This is a genomic window from Caballeronia sp. INML3B (assembly GCF_023631305.1).
Taxonomy (GTDB): Bacteria; Pseudomonadota; Gammaproteobacteria; order Burkholderiales; family Burkholderiaceae; genus Caballeronia; species Caballeronia turbans.
Genome location: NZ_JALQDI010000041.1, coordinates 49931 through 74966, shown reverse-complemented (window position 1 = coordinate 74966; position 25036 = coordinate 49931). Strand labels below are relative to the sequence as shown.

Annotated in this window: 24 protein-coding genes; 12 read left to right on the top strand and 12 right to left on the bottom strand. The window is 62.9% G+C overall.

The window, feature by feature from the left end:
* Positions 1–387: 387 nt before the first annotated feature.
* On the bottom strand, positions 388–2052 hold the full coding sequence (locus tag NCS58_RS19765; RefSeq protein WP_061117968.1) for an alpha-amylase family protein: 1665 nt from the start codon (positions 2050–2052) through the stop codon (positions 388–390).
* Between the two features lie 390 nt (positions 2053–2442).
* On the opposite strand from NCS58_RS19765, the gene NCS58_RS19760 reads away from it, so the two are divergent.
* Positions 2443–2724 carry a hypothetical protein gene (locus NCS58_RS19760; protein WP_086960990.1) on the top strand — a complete coding sequence of 94 codons (282 nt, stop codon included), beginning with the start codon at positions 2443–2445 and terminating at the stop codon, positions 2722–2724.
* 134 nt (positions 2725–2858) lie between these two features.
* Here the strand turns inward: NCS58_RS19760 and NCS58_RS19755 are convergent, their stop codons facing one another.
* Positions 2859–3119, bottom strand: a complete 261-nt coding sequence (locus tag NCS58_RS19755) for a hypothetical protein (RefSeq protein WP_250477471.1) — start codon at positions 3117–3119, stop codon at positions 2859–2861.
* A gap of 680 nt (positions 3120–3799) precedes the next feature.
* Between NCS58_RS19755 and NCS58_RS19750 the strand changes: the two genes are divergently transcribed.
* From NCS58_RS19750 to NCS58_RS19730, 5 genes are all read left to right on the top strand, one after another.
* Positions 3800–4276 (top strand): NUDIX domain-containing protein, encoded by a 477-nt coding sequence (locus tag NCS58_RS19750; RefSeq protein ID WP_061117970.1) that lies wholly within the window; start codon positions 3800–3802, stop codon positions 4274–4276.
* A gap of 30 nt (positions 4277–4306) precedes the next feature.
* The gene (locus NCS58_RS19745; protein ID WP_250477470.1) at positions 4307–4597 is read left to right on the top strand and encodes a DUF3253 domain-containing protein; all 291 of its coding nucleotides are present in this window, start codon (positions 4307–4309) and stop codon (positions 4595–4597) included.
* A gap of 169 nt (positions 4598–4766) precedes the next feature.
* Complete coding sequence (locus tag NCS58_RS19740; protein ID WP_061117972.1) at positions 4767–5282, top strand: GNAT family N-acetyltransferase; 516 nt, start codon at positions 4767–4769, stop codon at positions 5280–5282.
* A gap of 89 nt (positions 5283–5371) precedes the next feature.
* Positions 5372–5902, top strand: a complete 531-nt coding sequence (locus NCS58_RS19735; RefSeq protein ID WP_061117973.1) for a flavin reductase family protein — start codon at positions 5372–5374, stop codon at positions 5900–5902.
* Between the two features lie 239 nt (positions 5903–6141).
* On the top strand, positions 6142–6651 hold the full coding sequence (locus NCS58_RS19730; protein ID WP_250477469.1) for a low affinity iron permease family protein: 510 nt from the start codon (positions 6142–6144) through the stop codon (positions 6649–6651).
* A 5-nt stretch (positions 6652–6656) separates the two neighbouring features.
* Here NCS58_RS19730 and NCS58_RS19725 read toward each other — a convergent pair whose 3' ends face one another.
* Together NCS58_RS19725 and NCS58_RS19720 are read right to left on the bottom strand one after the other, a co-directional pair.
* On the bottom strand, positions 6657–9029 hold the full coding sequence (locus NCS58_RS19725) for a bifunctional diguanylate cyclase/phosphodiesterase (protein WP_250477468.1): 2373 nt from the start codon (positions 9027–9029) through the stop codon (positions 6657–6659).
* Between the two features lie 76 nt (positions 9030–9105).
* Positions 9106–9324 carry a hypothetical protein gene (locus tag NCS58_RS19720; RefSeq protein ID WP_143756325.1) on the bottom strand — a complete coding sequence of 73 codons (219 nt, stop codon included), beginning with the start codon at positions 9322–9324 and terminating at the stop codon, positions 9106–9108.
* Between NCS58_RS19720 and NCS58_RS19715 the strand changes: the two genes are divergently transcribed.
* The 6 genes from NCS58_RS19715 to NCS58_RS19690 all read left to right on the top strand — a co-directional run bounded on the left by NCS58_RS19715 (position 9323) and on the right by NCS58_RS19690 (position 16115).
* Positions 9323–9535 (top strand): DUF2934 domain-containing protein, encoded by a 213-nt coding sequence (locus NCS58_RS19715; protein WP_086961023.1) that lies wholly within the window; start codon positions 9323–9325, stop codon positions 9533–9535. The genes NCS58_RS19720 and NCS58_RS19715 overlap by 2 nt on opposite strands.
* 166 nt (positions 9536–9701) lie before the next feature.
* Positions 9702–10205, top strand: coding sequence for a CinA family protein (locus NCS58_RS19710; protein WP_061117976.1), 504 nt, complete (start codon positions 9702–9704; stop codon positions 10203–10205).
* Between the two features lie 22 nt (positions 10206–10227).
* Positions 10228–11088: an ammonia-dependent NAD(+) synthetase gene (gene nadE, locus NCS58_RS19705; protein WP_061117977.1), complete on the top strand. Its 861-nt coding sequence runs from the start codon at positions 10228–10230 to the stop codon at positions 11086–11088.
* Positions 11089–11189: 101 nt separating this feature from the next.
* Positions 11190–12995, top strand: a complete 1806-nt coding sequence (locus tag NCS58_RS19700; protein WP_250538862.1) for an ATP-dependent DNA helicase RecQ — start codon at positions 11190–11192, stop codon at positions 12993–12995.
* A gap of 178 nt (positions 12996–13173) precedes the next feature.
* On the top strand, positions 13174–13461 hold the full coding sequence (locus NCS58_RS19695; protein ID WP_143756326.1) for a hypothetical protein: 288 nt from the start codon (positions 13174–13176) through the stop codon (positions 13459–13461).
* Positions 13458–16115: an ATP-binding cassette domain-containing protein gene (locus tag NCS58_RS19690; protein WP_061117980.1), complete on the top strand. Its 2658-nt coding sequence runs from the start codon at positions 13458–13460 to the stop codon at positions 16113–16115. Before NCS58_RS19695 ends, NCS58_RS19690 begins: the two co-directional genes overlap by 4 nt.
* Here NCS58_RS19690 and NCS58_RS19685 read toward each other — a convergent pair.
* From NCS58_RS19685 to NCS58_RS19650, 8 genes are read right to left on the bottom strand one after another with little or no spacing between them, the layout of a single operon-like run.
* Entirely contained in the window at positions 16112–17092 is a 981-nt protein-coding gene (locus tag NCS58_RS19685) for a UDP-glucuronic acid decarboxylase family protein (RefSeq protein ID WP_061117981.1), read from the bottom strand. The genes NCS58_RS19690 and NCS58_RS19685 overlap by 4 nt on opposite strands.
* A gap of 27 nt (positions 17093–17119) precedes the next feature.
* Positions 17120–18079, bottom strand: coding sequence for a glycosyltransferase family 4 protein (locus tag NCS58_RS19680; RefSeq protein WP_061117982.1), 960 nt, complete (start codon positions 18077–18079; stop codon positions 17120–17122).
* Entirely contained in the window at positions 18066–19124 is a 1059-nt protein-coding gene (locus NCS58_RS19675; protein ID WP_250538861.1) for a glycosyltransferase family 9 protein, read from the bottom strand. The genes NCS58_RS19680 and NCS58_RS19675 overlap by 14 nt, the downstream gene beginning before the upstream one ends.
* Positions 19121–20137, bottom strand: coding sequence for a glycosyltransferase family 2 protein (locus tag NCS58_RS19670; RefSeq protein WP_061118134.1), 1017 nt, complete (start codon positions 20135–20137; stop codon positions 19121–19123). Before NCS58_RS19670 ends, NCS58_RS19675 begins: the two co-directional genes overlap by 4 nt.
* Before the next feature lie 32 nt (positions 20138–20169).
* On the bottom strand, positions 20170–21915 hold the full coding sequence (locus NCS58_RS19665; RefSeq protein WP_061117984.1) for a carbamoyltransferase C-terminal domain-containing protein: 1746 nt from the start codon (positions 21913–21915) through the stop codon (positions 20170–20172).
* Positions 21916–21917: 2 nt separating this feature from the next.
* On the bottom strand, positions 21918–23093 hold the full coding sequence (locus NCS58_RS19660) for a glycosyltransferase family 9 protein (RefSeq protein ID WP_250538860.1): 1176 nt from the start codon (positions 23091–23093) through the stop codon (positions 21918–21920).
* Positions 23090–23659 (bottom strand): HAD-IIIA family hydrolase, encoded by a 570-nt coding sequence (locus NCS58_RS19655; RefSeq protein WP_061117986.1) that lies wholly within the window; start codon positions 23657–23659, stop codon positions 23090–23092. The genes NCS58_RS19660 and NCS58_RS19655 overlap by 4 nt, the downstream gene beginning before the upstream one ends.
* Before the next feature lie 14 nt (positions 23660–23673).
* Complete coding sequence (locus tag NCS58_RS19650) at positions 23674–24945, bottom strand: glycosyltransferase family 1 protein (RefSeq protein WP_061117987.1); 1272 nt, start codon at positions 24943–24945, stop codon at positions 23674–23676.
* Between the last annotated feature and the right edge of the window lie 91 nt (positions 24946–25036).

Genomic DNA, 25036 nt, shown 5'->3' with positions numbered 1-25036 from the left:
ATTCGGTCCATCTAAACGATGACCATCGACCGCTTTCCCTGTCTTCGGTTTGCTCATGCCGCAGACGAATATTCGACGTACAAATGTGGGGCCTCTGTTGTGCCACGCACAAATTGCCGCTGTTTGAATGACGAAAACGTTTGGCGGAAAAAAATTCTTGGCAAACGTTTGCGTTTCCGCCCGGGAAATGCGATCTAAAACGCGCTGCCCCGACCTGGCAGCCGGATCAGTTGCAACTGGATTCTGTCGAAGGCAATCCGCTACGAGATTTCCCGGAATGGGCGTCGGCACGACGATGAGGGAACCGGCGCACGAGCACGTCGATAACGCAGGCCGTGCGTCCCCAGGGCGCTACCGTCCGGACGCATGCGTTGACCACGCCACGCGTCACACTTCACTGCGCTTCAGGAGGTAATCCAGACCGCCAGCCCGGTACCATCGGTACCCGTACGGTTCCAGCACGACGGTGTGATGTCCTTTCGAATTGCCCTGGCTGTGATCGTCCGAGAGCAAGTTGACGAGCATGGCGTTCTCGCCGGCTCCTGAGCCGACCCGGAACTTCACCGTGCACGCGGCCGGGCTGAAGTTGTGCAAGCAGACCACTGAGTTGTTGCGCCAGTCGTACCGCAGCGCGAGCACATCTTCACGCGAGGCCGGCAGAATCGCGAAATCGCCCCAACTGATTTCAGGCACTTCCTTGCGCATGCGAAGCATGCGTTCGGTCCAGTTCAACAGCGAGTTCGGATCCCGACGTTGGCTCGCGACATTCACGCGTTCATACCCGTACGGTCCGTCCGAGATGACCGGACAGACCGGGCGCGGATGCTTCGTGAAGCCGGCGTGCGGCTCGCTCGACCATTGCATCGGCGTGCGCACGCTTTCGCGATCGGGAAGACGCAGATCGTCGCCCATGCCGATTTCATCGCCGTAACGCACGACGGGCGTTCCCGGCAACGTCAACATCAGGCTGTACGCGAGCTCTAGCCGGCGCCGGTCGCCATCGAGCATGGGCGCGAGACGCCGACGAATGCCGCGTTCGTAGAGCTGCATGGCCGGATCGGGGCCGAACGCAGCGAAAACGGCTTCACCCTCCTGACGTGACAGCCGGCCGAGATCGAGCTCGTCATGGTTTCGCAGAAACACGCCCCACTGAGCCGCTGCCGCGCGCGATTTCGTCGACTCGAGCGCATTCTTCAGAGGGCCGGTATCCGCGGTCGCGAGCGCATAGAACGTGTTCTGATTCACCTGGAAGTTGAACATCATTTGCAGCCGCTCGCCGGCGTCGCCGAAGTACTGCATGTCCGTGTCGGGCAGCACGTTCGCCTCCGCGAGAATGATCGCGTCGCCTTGGCGCCATTGCAGAAACTCGCGAAACGTACGCAGCATGTCGTACTGTTCGACGGGCCTCTTCACCTGCGCTCCCTTCGTGGCGATGACGAATGGCACGGCGTCCATGCGAAACCCCGAGACGCCGAGCTGGATCCAGAACCCCATGATCTTGAGCAACTCCGCCTGCACATAGGGGTTGGCGGTGTTGAGATCGGGCTGGAACTCGTAGAAGCGATGGAAATACCACATGGCCGCTTCCTTGTCATAGGTCCACGTCGACCTTTGCACGCCGGGAAAGACCACGCCGTCTTTCGCGTGCGCCGGCCGCTTCTTCGACCAGACATACCAGTCGCGATACTTCGACTCCGGGTCGCGCCGTGCGTCCCTGAACCACGGATGCTGGTCCGACGTGTGATTCACGACGAGATCGATCATTACACGCAGGCCGCGTTGACGGCATGCGTGTGTGAACTCTGTGAAGTCGCCAAGCGAGCCGTAGCGCGGATCGACGTTGTAGTAGTCGGTGATGTCATAGCCATTGTCGCGACCCGGCGATGGCTGGAACGGCATCAGCCAGATGGTGGTGATGCCGAGCCCCTGCAGATAGTCGAGCCGCCGCAGCAGGCCCTGGAAGTCGCCGACGCCATCCGCGTTCGCGTCCATGAACGTACCGACCGACAAGCAGTAGATGATCGCGTTCTTGTACCAGAGGTCGTTGACCATATGCTTTGCAGGAGGTCCGGTTCGTGGTCGGATGGCTCGCGCTGGCGACTCGCGCGGCAGGGCATGTCCGAGTGTAATGGCCATCGTTCAGACCCGGCAACTCGATACAACCCTCGGCATTCACGTGTGCATGGGCGGCGCCGGGATAACGGCTCGCGATGGTCCGCGGCCTTCTTGTTCTGACGCGATCTCGAACTATCCGACAGCCGAAACGGTATCCCGATCGCGCACGATCCAGTCGCTGAAGAGCTTGACCTTCGGTTGATGCGCAACGCGTCGTAGAGGAAGTTGCCCGCATGGACCGGGCTCGTCGAATCGCCCGCGATGATGCAGTCGCGTCGACAGGGCGCTCAACGCCTCGCGCGCGTCGCCGACGATAGCCACGTCCGGATGAACGTCGCGCATGACCTGGTGTGCGTCGATGTCGATGCGGATGAGTTGTCCGGCGACCGCGAATCGGCGCCGGCGGCGGGGGCGAAATCATTCTCGACGCGGCTGCGTCGCGACGACAATCGAAAAGATTTCATGAGGCGCATTACCTTCCTGCATGAGCGGGAAGTCACGCCTGGGCAAGAGCGATGGGGAGGATGGCACGTCGACGACTGTCGTGCCTTCGAATGGATGCGTGGTCGCTCGACGCGTACGCCTCGCGCCTGGAGCATCTGCGGGTGACGCACGCCCGAAGCGGTCCGCAAGCCGGTGGGACTTCGCGGTCGTTGCTCCACTATGAGTCGCGTAGAACAGGCGACTCGAGCCGCAGTTCGGAATAGAACCCGGGGCAGGTCAAGGTGAGGATGCGATCCGTGCTAGGCACATTGCAATTCGTTTCCCTTGGGAAGGCCGAGCATCGTGGCTGGCGAGCCTGACGGAGGCGCCTGTTCGCGGGTCGTTGTGCCAAGAAGATCAAGCAGGACGGTCAAGCGATGACGATCGCGGGCCGATAGTCCTGGAAGCACGAGAAGTTTTTCTGTCTGGGCTGCCCAGTATTCACGGCGGATCAGCGTCGGTCGACAAATCAACGTATTGATCGACCGTTCAAGCTGCTTAATGTCGCTTTCAAGATTCACACTCATCTCCTTCTGCCGGGCACCCCGCGCATCGATGCGGACTTGCTTCTGCGATCACACGTCGCGGAGTGTGACGTTCAGACATGCCGTTCACGGCGGGCCTCAAAGTCCAGTCTTGCGCAAACGTTAGCTTCTCCGCGTGCTGTTACCACTTGTAGCTTGTTGGGGATAACGGCATCCGCTCAACGGGACTTGATGGGGGTTTACGCGTATTTCCGACACGGATGATCCGCGCGTCCAAGAGCAGTCTGTAGGTCGGCTAACACCGCCCCGTGGCTCCAAGGTCCGATGCAAAACCTCTGTCTGCGCCCCGGGTTCGCGTTGCCAGGCTTCCGTGTCCGAGCGTCGAGAAGCTTGGCAGGACCGGCCTTGACCGCTTCCCCATAACGCTTCTCGACCAAATGCTCCGGCTAGCCCGAGGAGAATCGAAACCGGCGAATCATCGACGCGCTTTTTTGACGTGCGCCAACGCACCATGATGATGCTGCAGGCGAACTTCCATGTCTTCGTCGGGTGCACCTTCGCGCACGTGCGACAATCGAATACCCCAGCTCCGGTGTGATCGGCGATACCGCAGCCAATATCGATCACTTCGACCAATACGCGGGGCGCGTCTTGCCGAAGCCGCACAGAACTCTGGCCACCCCTTCTGATATTTGAAAGGAAAAAGGAGAGCACCGATGCCGAGCGTTGAACGAGCGCGACCGGCCACGCTTATCGACTCTGTATGGCGCATGCTGCTTCGCACGGGATATCAGCTCGCTCGCGTGTGGTGGCACCTTCGACGGCCTCACCATGAAGGCGCGCTCGTGGCGATCTACGTCGGACGAACGCTCTTGCTCGTGAAGTCATCGTATAGGCCCGAATGGAATTTGCCCGGCGGCAGTGTGAGCGCTGGTGAGACGCCTTATGAGGCAGCATTGCGCGAACTGGACGAGGAGATCGGCTTCTCGTCACACGCGCTGATTCCGGCGGGCAGCGCCTGCGGTGTCTGGGATGGACGAAGAGACACCGTGCATTTCTTCGAACTGCACCTCGATTCCATGCCCGAACTACGGCTCGATAACCGTGAGATCATCGATGTGCATTTCGCATCGCCCGAGGAACTACGCGGCATCGCTCTGACGGAGGCGGCCGCTGCATATTGCTTCGCATGAGAATTCGAAAGATCGGCAAACGCGTGAGGCTTGCAATCAGCAATGACCATAACGGATCTCGACATCGAACGTTGCGTGCTGGATCTGCTCGGCCGGCGCGCTGAAACAAGCTCGATTTGTCCATCGGACGTTGCGCGCACGCTTCTTTGCGATGAAGAGGAATGGCGCGCACTCATGCCCTCGGTACGGAAAGTGGCTGCACATCTGGCTTGTGACGGAAGAATCGTCATCGCACAAGGCCGGGCGACGCTGAACCCCGAACTGACTATTCGTGGTCCGATTCGTTTGCGGCGTGGACCGACATTCGCCGCATCGGAATAGCGTTACGCGTCGCCCGACGCGGCGATTAACCGTCCAACGGAAATATTCGGCACGCACGGTCTAATTCGTCTCATTCCTGCCAGATATGGCAATCCCGACCAGACGGAACGCACATTGCTAGGCAAGACAACGGACATTACCTTCCGGTTCCGTTTAAGCAGAGGCAAGCATGACCGACTTCGAAACCATCTATATCGGCAGCGAAGAGCCGGATTCGCTCGACGCACGCATGTTATGCGATGAACGCTCGGCCTACCTCGCGGCGATGACGGGGAAGAGCGCACAGCAGAGCATTGCATATGGCGACCTGCGGAGCATCCGCGCCCGTTTCGTGCTGGCGAGAAACTCGATGGGCGAAGCGATGGGATGCGGAGCGATCCGACGGCAAAGCTACAACGTCGCCGAAGTGAGGCTTTTATATGTTCGTCTGCAATATCGCGGTCTCGAAGCGACCTTGCTGTCACATCTCGAAGGACAAGCACGCTTGCTGGGCTATCACGTGCTGCGGCTCTGCGTTACGCCGGCCGAGCGGGGTGCATCGCGGGCCTGCGAAGCTCGTGGGTACCGTCGCATGTCGGTCGAGCCCGGCAATCGTTCGGCGGACAGGTCTGTGTGGTTCGAAAAAGCACTGGGCGACTTCGATACCGCTATCACGCCCGCCGCAACAGGACTGTCATCCCGCTGAATTGCAACGAACCTTGAATGAAGCGCGAACAGCTTTCGCGATGATCGAATCAACAGAATCGCAGGGCTAACGACACCAAAGGTGGTGTGATGGCCAACGGCATGGCGGACCTCTTCCGGCGCTTGACCACAGGCGTCCATGTAATCGGCGTCGCGCACGGCAATCTGCGAAATGCGTTCACTGCGAGTTCGGTCTCAATGGTCTCCTATCGCCCGCTGCTCGTCGCGCTCAGCATCAATCCGGAACACGCGTCCTATGCGATTCTGAAGAGCGGGCGGGTCTTCTCGATCAATGTGCTGCGAGCGGACCAGCAGGCATCGGCCGAGCACTTCGGAACGCAATCGGGCCGCGCGGTCGACAAACTATCGTCGGTGCAGTGGCGTGCAGGTCGTACGGGGGCGCCGCTATTGCCCGACGCGCTTGCTTATTTCGACTGTCAGACGGTCACCGACATCGAGGCCGGCGATCATCGCCTGGTGGTGGGCCAGGTCGTCGACGGCGCGGTGCTCGATCCGGATGGGCAGCCGTTGCTCTACGCAGCGACTGGAAACCTGGACGGGAGTGCCGATCTGTACCCGACGGATTTCCGCGGACTGGAACAGGTTCGATGCCGGCCTTGAAAGGCCGAGTCCGGTGAAAGATTCATGGCGAGCGTTGCATGTCCCGCTGAAACTGCTGGCGCGTTGGCCTAATATAGCGCCCGATGAGCCGGTCTCCGTGAGCGGCATTGGCGCGGGCAGAAGCGAGAAAAACGGCGCCCGTATGTCCTTCGAAAGGTCCGGTTGATAAATTTCTGGCTCGAACTACTTCTGCGGCCCCGAATATGAGTCGACAAAACCCACTGCCCGATGCAGAGCCGATGCACACCGTGCCCACGACGTCGAGTCCGGGCTACGCGAAAGCCAATCCGATCACGCGGGCGTTCGACGCGTTCGCGAGTGCCGTCACGCGATGGGCGGGCTCGCCTGTGGCATTCGGGCTCGCCGTCATCTCGGTCGTGATATGGCTCGTGTCCGGACCGATGTTTCGCTTTTCCGAAGGCTGGCAATTGGTCATCAATACAGGCACGACGATCGTCACGTTCCTGATGGTCTTTCTCATTCAGCAGAGCGCAAACAAGGACAGCGTCGCGCTTCATCTGAAGCTCAACGAGTTGCTGGCGTCCCATCGCCTGGCGAGCAATCAGTTGATCGGCATTGAAGACGCGACCGAGGACGAGTTGCGCAAGCTCGCCGCCGCCTATCTGAAACTCGCATCGGAAGGCGACGGAGGCCCTCTGAACATCGCGGATGACGACGGGGCGGCCGCCGAAATCGCGCGGCGGCTCGCGAGGGCGCAAGACAAGACTGCGGGCAGGCGCACAGCCTGAATCGGTCACTCGCTTTCGAGAACGGCAGACGGAAACGCATTCACGCCGAGGATCTCCTCTGCCGGGAGCGGCCGACTCAGAAAATAGCCTTGCACGAAGTCGCAACGCGCCTCGAGCAACGCGTCGAGTTGCGTGACGTGCTCGACGCCCTCGGCGATGACACGCACGCCCAGACCGTGCGATATGTCGATCATCCCGCGCACGATCATCTCGATGGAGTCGTCGGTCGCCATGCGCCCGATAAACGACCGGTCGAGCTTCAGCATGTCGGGCGCGAAGTCGGCAAGGTAGCGCAGGCTCGAATAACCGGTGCCGAAATCGTCGATCGCCACGCCCACGCCGAGTCGCCTGAGCGCTCTGAGCGTCTCCTGCGCGAGCGCGGGATCGTCCATTAGCGCGCTTTCGGTGATTTCGATGTGCAGGCTGGAAGGCGACACGTCATGACGGCTCAACGCGTCGTGGATGACATCGACGATGCGGCGGCCGCCGAACTGCCGCGCAGACACGTTGATCGAGACACCGAGCGGCGTGGCCGTCTTTTGCCGCCATCGGGCGAGCTGGCTCAGCGCCTGTTCGATGACCCAATCGCCGACCGGAACGATGAAGCCGCTCTCCTCCAGAATCGGGATGAACGCGCCTGGAGGAATCAGGCCTCGCGTCGGGTGACGCCAGCGTATGAGCGCCTCGACGCTATGAACGCCGAGCGAGCGGGCGTCGTAAATCGGCTGATAGTGAAGGACGAACTGGTTTTCTGCGAGCGCCGCAGGCAGGTCCCGTTCGAGTTCGAATTCGACGATGCGCTTCATGGCGTCTTTCGCGGCGAAGCAAAAGCCGTTGCGTCCGGCCTTTTTCGCGGCGTACATGGCGATGTCGGCACTCGTCAGCAGCGCTTCGTGATCCACGCCGTCGTCCGGAAACACGGAAACGCCGATCGATGCCGTCACACACGCGCCGCTGCGGCTCGCCTGTCCGCTTTCGGCTATTCCCCGCAGCACGGCCTCTACCTCGCGCGACAGAGCGTCCTTGTCGGCCGGGGCGGCGACGAGCGCCGCGAACTCGTCGCCTCCCAGACGGGCGACATAGGCATCTGGCGGCAGCACAGCCTTGATGGTGTGACCGACCTCCCGCAGCAGCCGGTCTGCAGCGGTGTGGCCGAGGGTATCGTTGAGCACCTTGAAGCGGTCCAGGTCGATGAACATCAGCCCGAACGGCAGCCCGGCAGCGCATAGCGCCTCGATGCGACGCACGAGCGCGCAGCGGTTCGCGAGGCCCGTGAGCGCGTCGGAGTAGGCGAGACGGTCGAGCTCGGCCAGATGCTCGTGCTCGACGGTCACGTCCTCGCTGATGCCGACGATATGCGTCACGGCACCCGTTTCGCTGCGCATGGGAAAGCCGGTGCTGCGTATCCAGCGAACCTGCCCGTTCGCGCGTCGAATACGGTACTGGATGCGGCCTTCAGCCGACTCCGCGACGATCCGGTGCATCTCCGCCTGCAACGCGGGAAGGTCTTCCGGCAGGACGAGATCGAGCCAGGCGGCGGGATGGGCGTGAAGCACCGCCGGCTCGATGCCGAACACGGTCCGGGCGCCCGCACTCACATGATGAAAGTAGGTGAAGTCCGCGCTATAGGAGTAGAACACCATGCTGACGTGCGCTTCCATCTCCGACATCAGCTGCTCCTTGGCGCGCAGGTCGATGCTGAGCGTCCGTTCGAGCGTGACATCGGTGGAGGCGCAGAGCAGCGCGAGCACGCGGTGCTTGCGCGCATCCATGATGGGGATGAGGCGCGAATGCCACCATTTCGGCTGTCCCTGCGTCGTCGCGCACGCGCCTGTGAACGCGGTCCGGGCGCCACGCAATGCGCCGTCGAACGCAACACGGGCGGCGCTGGCGTCTTCGCCGGACCAGAAGCCGAGCCAGTTTGCGCCCGCCAGCGCCTCGGGCGACGGGGCCTGCATCAGCTCGGCGCCGAACTCCGAAATGCGCAGCATGTGGCCGTTCACATCGAGGAGCTTCATGCACTCGCGATTGGCGTCGAGCAGCGCGCTCGCGAGGGCGTGCGCGGCGACCGCACGCGCCTCTTCACCTCGCAGGTATCGCCAGCCGAGCGCGAGGACGCCGGCGCCGGCGCCCGCAGCAAGCAACAGCCGCACGCCAGGCGACAGGTCGCCGAGCATCTGAAAGATTATCGACGCGACGCCGCAGCCCGCCATCGCGATGAGCATGAGACCGGGAACGCGCGGCGACACGCCCCGGGCGTGGCGCGCAAGGACGAAAGACAGGAATTGCTGATTCTGCGGGACAGCGCTCGGCGCCGCGGCTCTGTCCGTGGCACTCGCACCGCTCTCATCCGGCATCGGGCGGAATGCGTCGTTCATTCGTGGGACGGGGTCTCTGTAATAGTGCGTCGGTTCGATCGGGCGAACCGCACGGTTCAACGTATCTGCGTTAACGTCAACAACGCCGGAAATCTTGCGGGCTGATCGCCGCGAAATGTTCAGCGTCACGATCGAAGCGGGAAGCAATTACCGACAACGGCGTGCCGATTGGCAGAGGCCCGATGAGTTGCCGGTCTCGTAGTGCATCGAATGACCGCGGCACGATGGTTGCGTCAGCAGCGTGCAAGCTTCGCAATCCGGCGGCGGCGATGCCGCATAACAGGAGAAAGGTCATGGATGATCAGAAAGAGCAAGACCGCATTCGTCGTCGCGCCTATGAGATTTGGGAGCGCGAGGGCTCGCCTGACGGACGCGCCGAGGAATTCTGGCAGCAGGCGATAGCATCCATCGAAGCCGAGGATGCGCAAGGCGCTACGAGCGGCCAGAACACGAACGGTGACGCTGCGCAGGAAGCCGGGGAACAAGCCCGAGCGACCGGACGGTAAACGCCTCTCCTGATTCATCAGAAGAAAAGGCGTGGCGTCGCTTGTTATGGCACACGCTGCTTCGAAAACGCGGCGCCGACAAGGCGGTCCAGTGTTCCGTTTTGGTCTACGGATTGCTGATCCGTTGCGTCGGCCGGTAGTCGCCAACGAGAACGGAGAAGACAGAGTGGACATCCCGAGACAGGTCGTGTCGTTTCTCAGCTCTCGCGGCCTGATGCTCGCGACGGCCGAGTCGTGCACTGCGGGCCTTATCGCTTCGCTGATCTCATCGGTGCCGGGAAGCGGAGCTTGCCTCGATGTTGGCTTCGTGACTTATTCGCCGACTGGCAAGGCGGGCTTCCTCGGCGTACGTGAAGAAACGATGAAGCAGCACGGACTGACAAGCGAGGCGGTCGCGCGAGAAATGGCCGAGGGCGCGCTGGCTCAAGAGGCGTGCTGTGCGGATGTTGCCGTGTCGAATACGGGCGTCGCCGATGCGCCTCCCGGAAACGACGGCCCGCCGGCCGGCACGCAATGCTTTGCCTGGTCTTACAAGCTGCGCGACGGTCGCATCCAGACTTTCAGTGAGACCAAGGTCTTCGAGGGTGAACGCAACGAAGTCCGAAAAGCTGCCGCGCTGTATGCGTTATCGCGCATCGAACACCATTTCAACGAGATGCGGCAAGGCTGAGCGAACGAACAGGGAGGCGAGCATGCACGAAAGCAGGAGTGAATGGCAACAATGGCAGCAACAGGTCATCCGCGAACTCGGCATCGCCGGCGATTTCGATGTGGATGCAGAGCGCGAGCGTCGCATCTCCTTTCTCGCCGACTACCTGTTTTCACAGGGACTCAAGACGTACGTGCTCGGTATCAGCGGCGGCGTCGATTCTTCGACGGCGGGACGTCTTGCGCAACTGAGCGTCGAGCGGCTTCGTGCACGCGGCTATGAGGCTCACTTCGTCGCTGTCAGACTGCCCTATGGCGCGCAGCGCGACGAGAAAGACGCGCAGCTCGCGCTTCAGTTCGTGCGTCCCGACGAGACGCTGACCGTCAACGTGAAGGGGCCATCGGACGAAATGTTGTCATCGTTAAAGCAGGGCGGCGCACAGTACACCGATGACTTCCAGGAAGACTTCGTGCTGGGAAACATAAAGGCACGCGAGCGGATGATCGCGCAATACGCGATAGCGGGCGCGCGGCGCGGCGTCGTCATCGGCACGGATCACGCGGCGGAGTCCCTCATGGGCTTCTTCACGAAGTACGGCGATGGCGGCGCGGACGTGCTGCCCCTGTCGGGACTCACGAAGCGTCGCGTGCGCGCGCTTGCGCGTTCGATGGGTGCGGCAGACTCACTCGTCATGAAGGTTCCGACCGCCGATCTCGAGACGCTCACGCCGCAACGACCCGATGAGGAGAGCTACGGCATTACCTACGAGGACATCGACGATTTTCTCGAGGGAAAGGAAGTAAGCGAGGAGGTGCTTCTCACGATTCGGCGCTTCCATACCGCAACGGAGCATAAGCGTTCGCTTCCCGTCGAGGTGCCGTCAGGCGGCGCGGCGGGCGTTTGACAAAGTGCCGAAGCGACCGCTTCGGCCGACGTCCCTGTAGACAACGGAGCAAGCGTTGAACCGCGAGCGGATCAAACGCATGCTCCGAACGATGGAATCTTATGCCTTCGACCGTAGAACGCACGCGCAAGCCGCTCGACCGACAACTGGAAAATGCGCTGCGTAGAGTATTCGGCTTTCCGCATCTGCGGACCGGACAAGAAGACGTCATCCGCAGCGTGATGGACGGGCACGATACCCTTGCTGTCATGCCCACCGGCGCGGGGAAGTCGCTGTGTTACCAGTTGCCCGCACTGCAATTCGAAGGCATGACGCTCATCGTCTCGCCGTTGATTTCGCTGATGCGCGATCAGGCGACGAAGTTGACGCAAGCCGGCATTGCGACCGCCGTCCTGAACAGCGCACTCTCCGCGAGCGAAGCGCGCGACGCAATGGATGCCCTCTCCAAAAACGCGTTGCGCATGCTGTTCGTCACGCCGGAGCGTCTGGTCAGCACGGAGTTCCTCGACGAACTCAAGACGCCGGGCTTCCCCGGGATCGCGCTCGTCGTGATCGACGAGGCGCACTGCATTTCGCAGTGGGGACACGACTTTCGTCCCGCGTATGTCGAGCTCACGCAGGCGCTCGCGCTGCTGGGCCGCCCGCCGGTACTCGCACTCACGGCGACGGCGACGCCCGCTGTCATCGTCGATATCGTGCGCGAGCTCGCGATGCGCAAGGCCAATATCATTCATACGGGTGTCTATCGCGACAACCTGCGCTTCGCCGTCGAGCAGATGACGAACTCCGAGGACAAGCGCAAGCGCGTCGTCGAACTTGCGTGCAGCGAGAAGGGCAGCGGCATCATCTATTGCGCGACAGTCGCGGAATGCGACGCGCTTCATGCGGCTTTGGTCGAAGCGGGCGTGATGGCGCAGCGGTATCACGGCAAGCTCGCGGCGAACGCGCGGTCCGCGTCACAGGACGCGTTCATGGAAGACCGGGCGCGTGTGATGGTCGCCACCAACGCATTCGGCATGGGCATCGACAAGTCCGATATCCGCTTCGTCATCCATGCGCAGATGCCGGGCAGTCTCGATGCGTACTATCAGGAAGCAGGCCGTGCGGGACGCGACGGCAAACCGGCAAACTGCACGCTGCTGTTCGAACTGAAGGACAAGCAGGTGCAGCAGTTCTTCCTGAGCGGCCGCTATCCGAGCGCGCAGACGATCGAACGCGTCGCGCGCACGGTGCGTGAGCTCGCCAACGAGAACAGCGGCAAGACGCTCGAGAAGCCGCTTGCGCGCCTGCGTGAAGCGTTGCCCGACGTGGGCGCGAACAAGCTCCGCGTCGCGGCGACGTTGCTCAACGACATCGGCATGACGCGACGCACGCGTCACGGCGGCATGAAGCTGATCGATGAGGACGGCAGCAAGGCCGCCGCGAGACTCGACGAAGCATCGAATGCTTATGTGGCGCGAGCGGAGCGCGACCGCGCGGTGCTGGAAAGCATGATCGGCTATGCGCAAAGCGCCCGGTGTCGATGGCGCATCCTGCTCGATTATTTCGCGCACGACACGGATGAAGCACGCGCGTGCGAAACGGTCTCCGCCTCTGGCGCGCATTACGTCATGCCCGGCGACGAACTCGAGGGAAAGACCTGTGGGGAGTGCGACAACTGCCTGCATCCGCCCGAGGTCATCGAAAGCCCGCGCGAGCTTGTCGAACAGGCCCGGTTGAAAGGCGGGGCAAGACCGAAGCGGACGGTGCCCGCATTGGAGCGGGGCGAGCGCGTCCTCGTGCGGCGCTATGGCGAAGGTGTCGTGGAAATGGTCAGCGGCGAAAGCGTGGCCGTGCGTTTTCCTCACGATGTGACGCGCACGTTCATCGCGCGGTATCTGAAGCGAAGTGGCGCTGCGTCATCCTGAAGCCCCCAATAGCACGAAGAAATCGACCGCGCGATGGGCAAACCCGTCTAACATGCAACGAAGCCGCTCCGGTTCGACGCGTCGCGCATTCTGGCGCGTGCATTGCTATGAACGACTATCGAAACACTCGTGCGAACCGCGTCTGCATGTGCAGTGTTCGCGCAAACGGAAGGTGCAGATGAACCGCAAATTTCGCCTTGTAACGATTGTCACGCTCGCGTGCGCCTGCATGTGGGGTGGCGCCAATGCATGGGCCCAGCAAAACGGGGGGCCGCCGGGCAATGCGTCAACGCGCGGCGAGTCCGGGAAGTCCGCCGGCGTGGAGGGCGGCGCGGGTGCGGCGGGCCAGTCGGGAACGGACCCCGCCACGTTGAGCCGCACCGAAGAACAGCGCGTTCAGAACAAGAACGCGCAGGGCGCATCGGCTTCTTCCGACACCCGCAAGCGCAAGGACTGGAAGGAGTGACGCCGGGCGTATCGACCGATGCAGCGCGTACCCAGGTGCGCCGCCGCATCGTTGCCGACCTGTGGCGCGCGGTGTGGGCGTGGCGTTATCAGACCGCCGCCGCCATCGTCCTGATGATCGGCGCGCGGCTCGCGGTCGTAGCCGTGCCGTTGATGCTCAAGCGCGTCATCGACGAGTTCAGTCATCCTGCATCGGCCGTCGTCTTTCCTGTCTTTCTCGTGCTCGCCTACGTTCTGTTGCGCTATCTCGGCGACGTGCTGAACGAGGCACGCGACGTGGTGTTCAGCATCGTCACGCAGCGCACCGTGGCGTCCTTTGCAGAGCGAACGTTCGCTCATCTTCATGCCCTGGGCGCGCGCTTTCATGCGCAGCGCGAAACCGGCGCTGTCGTGCGGGACGTGCAAAAGGGCGCGGACGGCGTCGGATTTCTGCTCGGCACCGCATTCTTCACGATCGTGCCGGTGGTGATCGAAATCGGCACGGTCGTCGCCGTGATGATGAGCAGTTATGCTATCGAATTCATTTCGATCATCGCCGCGACGTTCGTGCTGTATTCCGTATGGACCCTCATCTTCACGCGCTATCGCATGCGCTTCCAGCGCGCGGTCAACAAGCTCGAGGCCCAGTCCGACAGCCGGCTCGTCGATAGCCTGCTCAACTATGAAACCGTGAAGTTCTTCGCGAGCGAGCGCATCGAAACGAACCGGCTCACGAGCGTGCTGGACGATTGGGTGCATGCGCGTGTCGCCAATCAACGCGCGCTGACGCTGCTGCACGTGGGGCAGAGCACGATCATCGCCGTCGGCATCGCGGCGGTGATGCTGCGCGCCGCGCAACAGGTCGTCGCGGGCACGATGAGCGTCGGCGACCTCGTGCTGGTGAACGCGTATATCGTGCAAGTCTGCAACCCGCTCAACACGCTCGGCTTCGTGTTTCGCGAGACCAACGACGCGTTCGTGAACGTCGAGCGCATGTTCAACATTCTTCTGTCGCGCGGCCGCGTGCGCGAGGATGTGGACGAGGCAGGGGCGCAACCGCTCGTCGTGACGGCGGGTGAAATCGAGTTCGATCATGTCGAGTTCGGCTACGATCCGGCGCGGCAGATTTTGCGCGACGTCGATTTTCGCGCGCATCCAGGCAAGAAGCTCGCCGTAGTCGGAGGCAGCGGCTCAGGCAAGTCGACGCTCGTGAAGCTGTTGTTCAGGCTTTATGAGCCGACCGCGGGCGCGATACGGATCGACGGACAGGACCTCGCGCACGTCACGCAGAACAGCCTGCGCGAGACTATCGGCATCGTGCCGCAGGACACGGTGCTCTTCAACGATACGATCGCCTACAACATCGGCTATGGCCGTCCCGAGGCCACGCGCGCGGATATCGTGCACGCCGCGCGCGCCGCACAACTCGATGGCTTCATCGAGCGCCTGCCGGATCACTACGAGACCCGTGTCGGCGAGCGCGGCGTGCGGCTCTCGGGCGGCGAACGTCAGCGCATCGCGATCGCGCGCGCGATACTGAAGAATCCGCGCATCATCGTGTTCGACGAGGCGACCTCCGCGCTCGATACGCGTTCTGAACGCGCGATCCAGAACGAGCTGGATCGTCTCGCGAAGGGACGCACGTCAATCGTCATCGCGCATCGGCTCTCGACCGTGGTCGATGCGGACTGGATACTCGTGATGGAGCACGGGCGTATCGTCGAGCAGGGACAGCACCATGAGCTGCTCGCACGCGACGGCGTGTATGCGCGCATGTGGTCGCTGCAGTGGCAGCAGGGCGAGCTGGAGCACGCGCAACGAAAGGTCTCGGCGCAGGCGGTCGGGCTCGACGCGATCGTCGCGGGCGTCGTCGATGCGCTGCACGAAGAGATCGCGGCGCGCGGCGTGAATCTATATACCGTCATCACCGAGCCGGGCTTGCGCGTATCCGGCGATGCGAGTGTGCTGCAGCAGATCGTCGCCGAGTTGTGCCGCGCGCAGATGGGCGCCGCGATGCGCGGTGAGCGCATCGAGTTGCGCGTGTTCCGCGAAGGCAATCACGCGAGCCTCACAGTGATGGGACAACGCCCGAATCCCGCGGATCTGTCGCAGCAACAGGTGCGGCGTCTCGAGAACGCATTGACGGAGTCAGGCGGCAGCCTGGCTGTGCGCTATATCGACAAGCACGTCGCCTATGTCGCGACGATGCCCTTGCGCCCGGTGCTCGACGATACGGCCACCGCCGAAGCCGCGCACGACGATGCGCTCGCCGGCGTCACGGTGATGGTGCTCGACGATCAGGAGGAAGCACGCGATGCGCTGGAGGGTGTGCTCGAATCGGTCGGTGCGCATGTGGTGTTGTGCGCATCGGGCGATGAGGCACTCGCGAAACTGCGAGCGCTGCCGGGCGCGCAATGGCCCGACGTGTTGCTCTGCGATATCGTGCTCGGCGGCGAGCAGGACGGCTATGAAGTCCTGCGACGCGTTCGTGAGGAAGAGGCGAGCCGTGGGGCGTCGCTCGGCGAACGCATGCCCGCGATCGCGCTGACGGGACATACGCAGGCCGAAGCGCGCTCACGCGCGCAAGCGGCGGGCTTTCAGGCGCATCTCACGAAGCCCGTGCCTGCGCCGAAGCTGATCGGGACGATCGGTGCGGTGACGGCGCGCACGGACTAAATGTGCTGCGCCGCGCGCGACTCCGACGCTTCGATGATCTGCCGGAAATGTTGCGCCGTGCGCTGCAGCCCTTCGTCGAGCGGCGTCGTCGGCGACCAGCCGAGCGCCTCGCGCGCGAGCGCAATATCCGGCTGTCGATGCCATGGATCATCCATCGGCAAAGGCTTGAACACAATCTCCGACGACGAGCCCGTCAACGCGATGATGCGCCGCGCGACTTCGAGCATCGTCAGTTCGTGCGGATTACCGAGATTCACCGGGCCCGTCAGTTCGTCGGGCGTATTCATGAGGCGGATGAACGCATCGACCATATCATCGACATAACAGAACGAGCGCGTTTGCGTGCCTTCGCCATACACCGTAATCGGCTGGCCCGATAACGCCTGCATCATGAAGTTCGAAATCACGCGCCCGTCCGACGGATGCATGCGCGGCCCATACGTATTGAAGATGCGCGCGATCTTGATCGACAGCCCATGCTGCCGCCGGTAATCCATGAAGAGCGTTTCGGCGCAGCGCTTGCCTTCGTCGTAACACGAACGCGGCCCGATGGGATTCACATTGCCCCAGTACGCTTCCTGTTGCGGATGCACGTGCGCGTCGCCATAGACTTCGCTCGTCGACGCCTGGAAGATCTTCGCGTGGACGCGCTTGGCGAGCCCGAGCATGTTGATCGCGCCGTGCACGCTCGTCTTCGTCGTCTGCACCGGGTCGTGCTGGTAATGGATCGGCGAAGCGGGGCACGCGAGGTTATAGATTTCGTCCACCTCCACATAGAGCGGAAAGGTGACGTCATGGCGCATCAGCTCGAAGTTAGGGCTGTCGAACAGATGCGCGATATTGTCCTTCGTGCCGGTGTAGAAGTTATCGACGCATAACACGTCATGACCTTGTGCCACGAGTCGCTCGCACAGATGCGAGCCGAGAAAGCCTGCGCCGCCCGTCACCAGAATGCGCTTTCTATAAGCTTCTTTCATGTTCAAATGTTCCCGTGATGATGCGTGCTAGCTGCATACGTGGCGTAGCGCTTCGTCCCAGTCGCGGGCGAAGCGGGCGATGTGAAAGCGTTCGAGCGCAGTCCGTCGAGCGCCTTCGCCGAGACGCCGTGCTTCAGCGGGATCGCGCAGCATCTGCTGCATGGCGTCGATGAGCGCATGCGTATCCGTATGGACGAAGCCGTTCTCACCGTTGCGGATCACGGTGGCGAGTTCGGTCGTCGCGAGTCCGACGATCGGCATGCCGATCGTCATCGCCTCGACGATCGCAAGCCCGAGACTCGTCCAGCGAATCGGGTTGAAGAAGAAGCGATATCTGGCGCTGAACGCCGCAAGCTCCAGGTTGCCGATCTCGCCGACCCCGCCCGCCGATTGCGCGTCCATGCCAACGAGATCGAGCGGCACGCACGCGGCGGCCTGCGCATAGACATCGTTCCCGAGTCGCCTGCCGCGCTGACGCAGATGATTGATCACCGCGATGCCGCGCTCCAGCTCACCGCTGTAGCGCACGTGTTCCGGCACCACCACGCCATGTTCGATGACGCGCGTCGGGGTGTCGCCGCTGTCCCACATCAGCCGGTTGAAGTGCGTGACATGCACGAGCAGCGTGTCGCGCTCCTGCACCCAGTGCTTCTGCTCGAAGGGATTTTCCTGCGGCGGATCGTGTTCGATATAGACACGCGGCAGGCGCCGTTGCGCGTCGGTGAGAAGGTTGAGACGGTCATCGTCCCATTGTCGTTTGTGCTGAAAGAGGACGACGTCGAATGACTGCGACGGCACCTCGCTCGCCGGCATTTCATGCACGTTCGCCCCGAAGGGCAACGCGCCCGCCGTGCCCGCGTATCCGGGCGGATAGCCGGGGCGCGTGACGAGATAGAAGTCGTGCGGCGCCTGGCTCAGGTAATACAGGTAATTGCCGTGGATATGCCATGTGAGCACTCGCAGGCGCCGTGAACTAGTCGTGGGCATGAAAAACCGCCTCCTGCAGATGTGCGAATGCGACATCGAGCACGCTTTGCACGCTTACGTTCAGCGCGCATTCGTGGTGGTAAGGGCATTCGCGGAAGGCACAGGGCCGACATGCGGGCCAGTCTGCGAGCACACGATGACGCGTGTGATCGAGTGGTGCCCAGCGCCGCGTATCGCTGCCCGATGCAATCACGACGCTCGGCGTGCGCATCGCCGCGGCGACATGCGAGAGCCCTGTGTCATTGCAGACGATGAGCCTTGCCCGCGCGACTAGCGCGGCCAGCGCTCCGAGCGACGTCCGCCCGGCGAGATCGATGGCATGCGCGCCGGCGTCGCGTGTCACGCATGCGGTGAGATGCGCTTCGCCCGCGCTGCCGGTGATGGCAACCTGCCAGCCCGCGTCCGATAGCGCGCGCGCCACTTCGCCGAAGCGTTCGACGGGCCATCGGCGCGAAGGCAACTGCGCGCCCGGATGCACGACGATGAGCTTGTCCTGGTCTATCGCACAGGCATCGACGAGCGCATTGCATTCGCGTTCGTCGTCATCGGTCAGCGGGATCTCGAGATCGAGCGTGCGAACGTCGATGCCGAGACGTTCCATCAAGGCGGTGTATCGCGCGGGCTCGGGCAAGTCATCGGGCCACGGCATGAAAACGCCTTCGCGCATGGCTTCATCGGGCTTCCGAAAGCCCGCGTTCAGATGTGCACCCATGCCCTCGACGATGTCGTTCGCGACGCCGCCGCTGCCGTGCAACTGAATCGCGAGATCGAAGCGCCGCTCACGCAGCGCGTGCAGAAACGCGGGAAGATGCGCATCGGTCTCTTCCTGTTCGGGAAAGCCGATGGCACCGGGAAACACGATCAGCTCATCGAGCAGATGCCCGTACCGCTCGACGAAACGCGCGGCCCAGGGCAAGCCGGCCAGTGCGATACGAGCATGCGGAAACGCCTGCCGCAACGCGCGCAACGCCGGCACGGCGCACAGCATGTCGCCGAGTTGCAGCGCGCGAAAAACGACGATGCGTTCGACCGGCTCGATGTTCATAAAAAGAACACCCTGAACTTGAACGCGCCGCGAATGCGCCAGTAGATCGACAGAAACGGAATGATCGCCGACGTGCAAAACATCTCCGCGATGTGCGCTGGCGTGCGCGCGGTAGTCCTGAGGCGTTGCATGCAGAACCAGATCGTCATCGCGATCCATGCGAGCGCCGCGACGATTGCAACTTGCGATGCGCCCGCCGCCAGCGATACGACCGCCGCCACGAGTGCCGCGAGCATCGCATAGTAGAGAAGCGGCGGATGGCGCCGTATCCGCTCGCGAAACAGCGTGCGATGTTTCTTGTAGAGCAATGCGTCGAACTGACTCTTCTTCTGCTGCGACAGGCTCACGCCCCAGCGCGCGGGCCGCACGGGATGCAGCACCATCGCATCGTCGGCGCGTGCGATGACGAGTCCCGCTCGCATCAACGCGAAGTGCAGATCGGAGTCTTCACGCCATGCGGACGTGTAGCGCGCATCGAATCCGCCCGTGCGTTCGAGTGCGGCGCGTGTTGCGAACGCATTGGCGGTCGCGAACTCCGCGTTCGCGAGTCCGGCCGCGTCGAGTTCGTAGTCGGTCGGGCGCTTCGGCAGCGGCACGACGATACGCCCTGAGACGGCGTCCGCGCCGGCATCGAGCGCGCGCATGCCGTTCGTGAGCCATTGCGGATCGGGGATGGTGTCGTCGTCGGTGAACGCGATGCGTCTTGCAAGCGATGCGCGCCAGCCCGCGTTGCGTGCGCCCGCCGGGCCTTGCGTCGCCGTCACCGGTACATAGCGGATTTTCGGCCCGCTTGGCGCATGCAAGGCGGCAAGACGCTGCACGCATGCCTTCGTTGCTTCGTCGGGTCCGTCGTCGCATACGATGATCTCGTAGCGCGACGCATCGTATGTTTGCGCGGCAATGGCGCACACGCAGCGCTCGAGCATCGCGGGACGGCGATAGGTCGGCACGATCACCGACACGTCGGGGATGAAACCGTCGCGTGATGGAACGGGCGCCGCCGTCGCGTTCATCTCCGCGTTTTCGAACAGACCGGCATACGTGCTCATGCGCGCGCCCCCGGCTTCTCGATGAGAAATGAACCGATCACGAGCGCATCGAGCGGTGACGTCCAGAACGATTCGAGCGCATCGCGCGGTGTGTTTACCATCGGCTCGCCGCGCGTATTGAACGACGTGTTGACGAGGACCGGCACGCCGGTGCGCGCCTTGAACGCGGCGATCAGGTCGTAATAGAGCGCATGCTGCGCACGATTGACGGTCTGCACACGGGCCGTGCCGTCGATATGCGTGACGGCCGGTATGCGTGCTTTCATCTCGTCACGCACGTCGAACACGAACAGCATGAACGGTGCGACGCGCGCATCGACGAACCAGTCGGCCGCATGCTCTTCCATTACGACGGGCGCCACCGGACGAAAATCCTCGCGGTCCTTGATTTCATTGAGACGCGCCTGCATCGACGCGTCGAGCGGCGAGGCGAGAATCGAGCGCGCGCCGAGCGCCCGCGGCCCGAACTCCGTGCGACCCTGATACCAGCCGATCACGCGGTTCTGCGCGAGAATGTCGGCGGTTTCTTCAGCGATGTTCGTGAGCTTGCGATAAGGTGCGCGCGTCCATTTCAGGAACGCTTCGATCTCTTCATCGCCGTATTCGGGGCCGAGATAAGCGTGGTCCATGCGCCACTTGCGGCTGACATCGCCCGCTTTGGCACGCTCGCGATAGTCGGTCCACAACGCGGCGCCGAGTGCCGTGCCGGCGTCGCCGGCGGCGGGTTGTACCCAGATTTCCTCGAAGGGTCCGCGATCGCGCAGCCGCGCGTTCATCACGCAGTTGAGCGCGACGCCGCCCGCCATCGCGAGATTCGGCAAACCGGTGCGCTCATGAAGCCACTTCGCGAGTTCGAGCGCGGTTTCTTCGAGCACCACTTGCAGCGAATGCGCGATATCGAAATGATGCTGTGTGAGCGGGCCGCCACGTTCGCGCGGAGGACCGAATCGTTCGACGAGACGCGGTGCATCCACGGTATAGCTGCCATCGTGCCGATACTTCACGATTTCCCGAAACTGGTCGACGTAAGCGGGCTTGCCGAACGACGCGAGCGCCATTACCTTGTATTCGTCGGACGAGTGAAGAAAGCCGAGATAGCCCGTCACGGCTTCATAAAGCAAGCCGAGCGAATGCGGCAGCTCCACTTGCTTCAGCCGCCGATACTCGCCGTTCACGAATTGGCCGAGGCTCGTCGTGACGCCTTCGCCGCGTCCGTCCATCGTGAGGACGGCGGTGTCGTCGAAGGGCGCCGCGAGGAACGCGCTGGCTTCATGACAGAGATGATGATCGACGTGGTGCCATGCAAAGCGCGGCGCGCGTCCGCCGCTTGCAAAGCGCCGTTTCAGATGATGCGGCGCGCCGTCGAGCAACTGCGCCTTCGCGTTGACGATATAGCTGAGAAACAAGGGGTCCCACGGCGATTCAGAAGGATTGTTGCTGGGCTGAGCCGACGGCATCATCGGTAACGCGATGCTCGCTTTCACCTCCTTCGGCATGCCCGAAAACAGTTGCGGATCGTATGAATACGCGACGTGATCGACATCGGCCAGTTCGATGCCCGCTTCCTTCAGGCAATAGTCGATTGCATCGAATGGAAGCTGCCACGTCGAGAACGGCACGGGGCGCTTGGCATGCTTGACGTGCGTGAAGCGTTCGTCCTCGGCCGCCGCGACGACGACGCCGTCCTTGACGAGCGCAGCCGCACTGTCGTGATAAACGGCATTGATTCCAAGTGTGTACATGGTTAGCCGGTCCGTATTGACGAGTTGATATGCAAGGGATGTGTTTCGATCAGTTCGAGCACCGCCGACACGACTTCATCCACGCCGACGCCTGCGAGGCACGCGTGATGTCCTTCGGGGCACACGCTGCGATAGCACCAGCGGCAAGGCACGTCGTGATAGAGCACGCGATGCGGCGTTTGCCACGGCATGTGCTGCGGATTCGTGAGCGCATACAGATCGACGACGGGCGTGCCGAGCGCCGACGCAAGATGCACCGGGCCGCTGTTATTCGATACGAGCACGCGCGCGCGTTGAATCAATGCGGCGAGTTCGCCGAGTTCTAGCGCGCCCGACAGGTCTATCGCGCCTGGATTTGCAGCGCATGCATCGCGGCACAGCGCGCCTTCGCTGCGTGAGCCGGTGACGAGCACCGGCCATTGAAGCTGCGTGCGCAATCGCTCGATCACTTGCGCGAAACGCTCGACCGGATATCGACGGGATGCAGCGCTTGCGCCCGGATGCACCACGACGAATGGCGCATGGAGATCGACATCACGCGCGCGCAGCTTTTGTGCAAGCGACATCGCATCCTCGGGCCGCACGTTGAAGCGCATGCGCGTATCCGACGTGCGCGCGCCGACTCGTTCGACGAGCGCGAGCTGACGTTCGACTTCATGCCGCGTGCCTTGCTGCGGCTCGGTCTCGGGCACCCAGTCGGTCAGAAGTCCATAGGGGTTCTCGCGACAATGCGCGAGCCGCAGCGCAATGCCGGCGAGATGGCACAGCATCGCGGCGGGCAGCGGGTTCTGGCTGTATACGCTGAAGATCACGGCTGCATCGAAATGCGCCGCGTTGAGACGCGCGCGCATCGCGAGATCCACAAGGGCGTCGATAGGCGCATCCTGCTTGACCCACGGCGCGTCGTATTCGATCACGTCGTCGATCGCATCGATGAAGGGCGCTGCCGCCTTGCCCGCGCGCGATGCGAGCAAGGTCAGATGGCGCCCGGGCTGCGCCGTGCGCAAGGCGTGCAGCGCGGGCGTGGTCATCAGCACATCGCCGAGGTTGTCGAGCCGGATGCAAAGAATGCGCTTCACGTCCGCGCCCCAGTCACGCGCCTGATTCGCCGCGCTTTTGCGCGCATGCGCCGCGACGACCGGAGGCAACGTCGATGAATCTACCGGGTCGCGCTTCATGCCGGACACTCCGCGTTGACGATGGCTATCGCAGCTTCGTGCATGTCCCTCACGACGATATCCGGCTCGCGTCCCGGGCCGCGCAGCCATTCGGTCTCGTTGCCGTTATCGATGAGCACGCTGCGGCAGCCCGCGCGCCTGCCCGCTTCGACGTCATCGAGTATGTCGCCGATGAACCAGCTTCGCGACAAATCGAGGCGATGCTCGCGCGCCGCGCGCAGCAGCATGCCGGGCGCGGGCTTGCGGCATTCGCAAACACGCGTGAATTCAGCGACGATGCCTTGCGGATGGTGCGGACACCAATAGACGCCCTCGATTGCGGCGCCCGCTTCGGCTGCGAGTTCGTGCATACGGGTCTCGACGCCATCGAGCGCATGCCGTTCGAACTTGCCGAGTGCCACGCCGCTCTGGTTGCTGACGACGAAAAGCGGCACGCCGCGCGAGGCGAACAGACGCAGCGCATCGAACGCGCCGGGGGCAAGACGCATCATCTTGGGATCGACATTCCAGGGCACGTCTTCGAGCAGGGTGCCGTCCTTGTCGATGAAGATGGCGGCGCGCGGCATCGGGGGCAAGGACGTCATCGCGACGCTCCGCCCATTGCCACGCGCGCCGCGGCCTGCGCGTCCTCGCCGCTCACGCGCGCATAGACGTCCGCGAGCGCCTGCGCGACATTCGACCAGGTGAACATCGCGCTGGCGCGTGCAAGGCCCGCTTCGCCCATGCGGCGCGCGAGCGCCGGATCGCGTTTGAGCACGGCGATCGCATGTGCGAGCGCGGCGGGATCTTTCGGCGGGACGAGCAAACCCGTTTCACCGTGCGCAACCGAATAGCGGATACCGCCCACGTCCGCGCCGATGACCGGCCTGCCGCACGCCATCGCCTCCAGCGGCGTAATGCCGAAGGGCTCGTACCACGGCGTCGTCACGAATACGTCGGCCGCGTTATAGAAGTGCTTCAGCTCGGCGCGTCCATGACGGCCGGCGAAATGCACATGCGTCTCGACGCCGCATTCGCGCGCGATGCCACGCAGACGAACGATCTCCGGTGTCGCGATCTCGTTGGCCTCGTCGGAATTGCCGCCGACCACGTAAAGTTCGGCGCTTTCGCCATGTTCCGAACGGCACACGCTGAGCGCGCGCACTACGTTGTCGACGCCCTTGCGTGGCACCATGCGCCCGAGTTGCAGCACGATGAAGCGGTCCTGCGGCCAGCCGAGACGTTCTCTTGCCGCTGCTTTGTCCAGCGGGTGAAACTCGACACGGTCGAAACCGCACGGCACGAGATCGATGCGGGCGGGATCGGCATCGTAGAGATGGATCAGGTCGTTTTCGTCCTGCGGGCATTCGGCAATCACCGAGTCGGAACGCCTTACCAGTTCGTCCTCGATCTCGAAGCGGGCATTCGGAAAGCCGTCCGATTGGCCCTGATGCAGCCGTCTCACGCGCCCGAGCGCATGAAACGTCGTGACGAGCGGAATGCCTAACGCATCCTTGATGCGCAAACCAACGACGCCCGACATGAAGAAATTCGCATGCACGATCGCATACGGCTGCGCTTCTTTCTTCATGAAGTCGATCATGAAGCTCGCGAACGCGTCCATGTACGGTAGAAGCTGCTCCTTTGGCAGTTGCACGGGCGGCCCTGCCGGTACGTTTATCACGCGGATGTTTTCGAAGCGTGAGACGAGCGGCAATAAGGAGCGATCGCAGCGCGTGAACACGTCGACATCGTGACCGATGCGCACGAGCTGGCGCGCGACATTCGCTACATAGATGTTCTGGCCGCCACTGTCCACGCCGCCGGCAACAGCCAACGGCGAAGCATGTTCACTGATCAATGCGATTTTCACGGGAGCCCCCTTGTCATACGATCCCCATCGGCGCGCGTGCACGGTGCACAATCGCGTGGATCAGTCATCGGCTTTCAGCATTCGACGTGCC

Coding starts and splice junctions, on each gene's coding strand:
- NCS58_RS19765 (WP_061117968.1), bottom strand. CDS start 2,052: ATGGTCAACGACCTCTGGTACAAGAACGCGATCATCTACTGCTTGTCG.
- NCS58_RS19760 (WP_086960990.1), top strand. CDS start 2,443: ATGAACGTCGCGCATGACCTGGTGTGCGTCGATGTCGATGCGGATGAG.
- NCS58_RS19750 (WP_061117970.1), top strand. CDS start 3,800: ATGCCGAGCGTTGAACGAGCGCGACCGGCCACGCTTATCGACTCTGTA.
- NCS58_RS19740 (WP_061117972.1), top strand. CDS start 4,767: ATGACCGACTTCGAAACCATCTATATCGGCAGCGAAGAGCCGGATTCG.
- NCS58_RS19735 (WP_061117973.1), top strand. CDS start 5,372: ATGGCCAACGGCATGGCGGACCTCTTCCGGCGCTTGACCACAGGCGTC.
- NCS58_RS19730 (WP_250477469.1), top strand. CDS start 6,142: ATGCACACCGTGCCCACGACGTCGAGTCCGGGCTACGCGAAAGCCAAT.
- NCS58_RS19725 (WP_250477468.1), bottom strand. CDS start 9,029: ATGAACGACGCATTCCGCCCGATGCCGGATGAGAGCGGTGCGAGTGCC.
- NCS58_RS19715 (WP_086961023.1), top strand. CDS start 9,323: ATGGATGATCAGAAAGAGCAAGACCGCATTCGTCGTCGCGCCTATGAG.
- NCS58_RS19720 (WP_143756325.1), bottom strand. CDS start 9,324: ATGACCTTTCTCCTGTTATGCGGCATCGCCGCCGCCGGATTGCGAAGC.
- nadE (WP_061117977.1), top strand. CDS start 10,228: ATGCACGAAAGCAGGAGTGAATGGCAACAATGGCAGCAACAGGTCATC.
- NCS58_RS19700 (WP_250538862.1), top strand. CDS start 11,190: ATGCCTTCGACCGTAGAACGCACGCGCAAGCCGCTCGACCGACAACTG.
- NCS58_RS19695 (WP_143756326.1), top strand. CDS start 13,174: ATGAACCGCAAATTTCGCCTTGTAACGATTGTCACGCTCGCGTGCGCC.
- NCS58_RS19685 (WP_061117981.1), bottom strand. CDS start 17,092: ATGAAAGAAGCTTATAGAAAGCGCATTCTGGTGACGGGCGGCGCAGGC.
- NCS58_RS19680 (WP_061117982.1), bottom strand. CDS start 18,079: ATGCCCACGACTAGTTCACGGCGCCTGCGAGTGCTCACATGGCATATC.
- NCS58_RS19675 (WP_250538861.1), bottom strand. CDS start 19,124: ATGAACATCGAGCCGGTCGAACGCATCGTCGTTTTTCGCGCGCTGCAA.
- NCS58_RS19670 (WP_061118134.1), bottom strand. CDS start 20,137: ATGAACGCGACGGCGGCGCCCGTTCCATCACGCGACGGTTTCATCCCC.
- NCS58_RS19665 (WP_061117984.1), bottom strand. CDS start 21,915: ATGTACACACTTGGAATCAATGCCGTTTATCACGACAGTGCGGCTGCG.
- NCS58_RS19660 (WP_250538860.1), bottom strand. CDS start 23,093: ATGAAGCGCGACCCGGTAGATTCATCGACGTTGCCTCCGGTCGTCGCG.
- NCS58_RS19655 (WP_061117986.1), bottom strand. CDS start 23,659: ATGCCGCGCGCCGCCATCTTCATCGACAAGGACGGCACCCTGCTCGAA.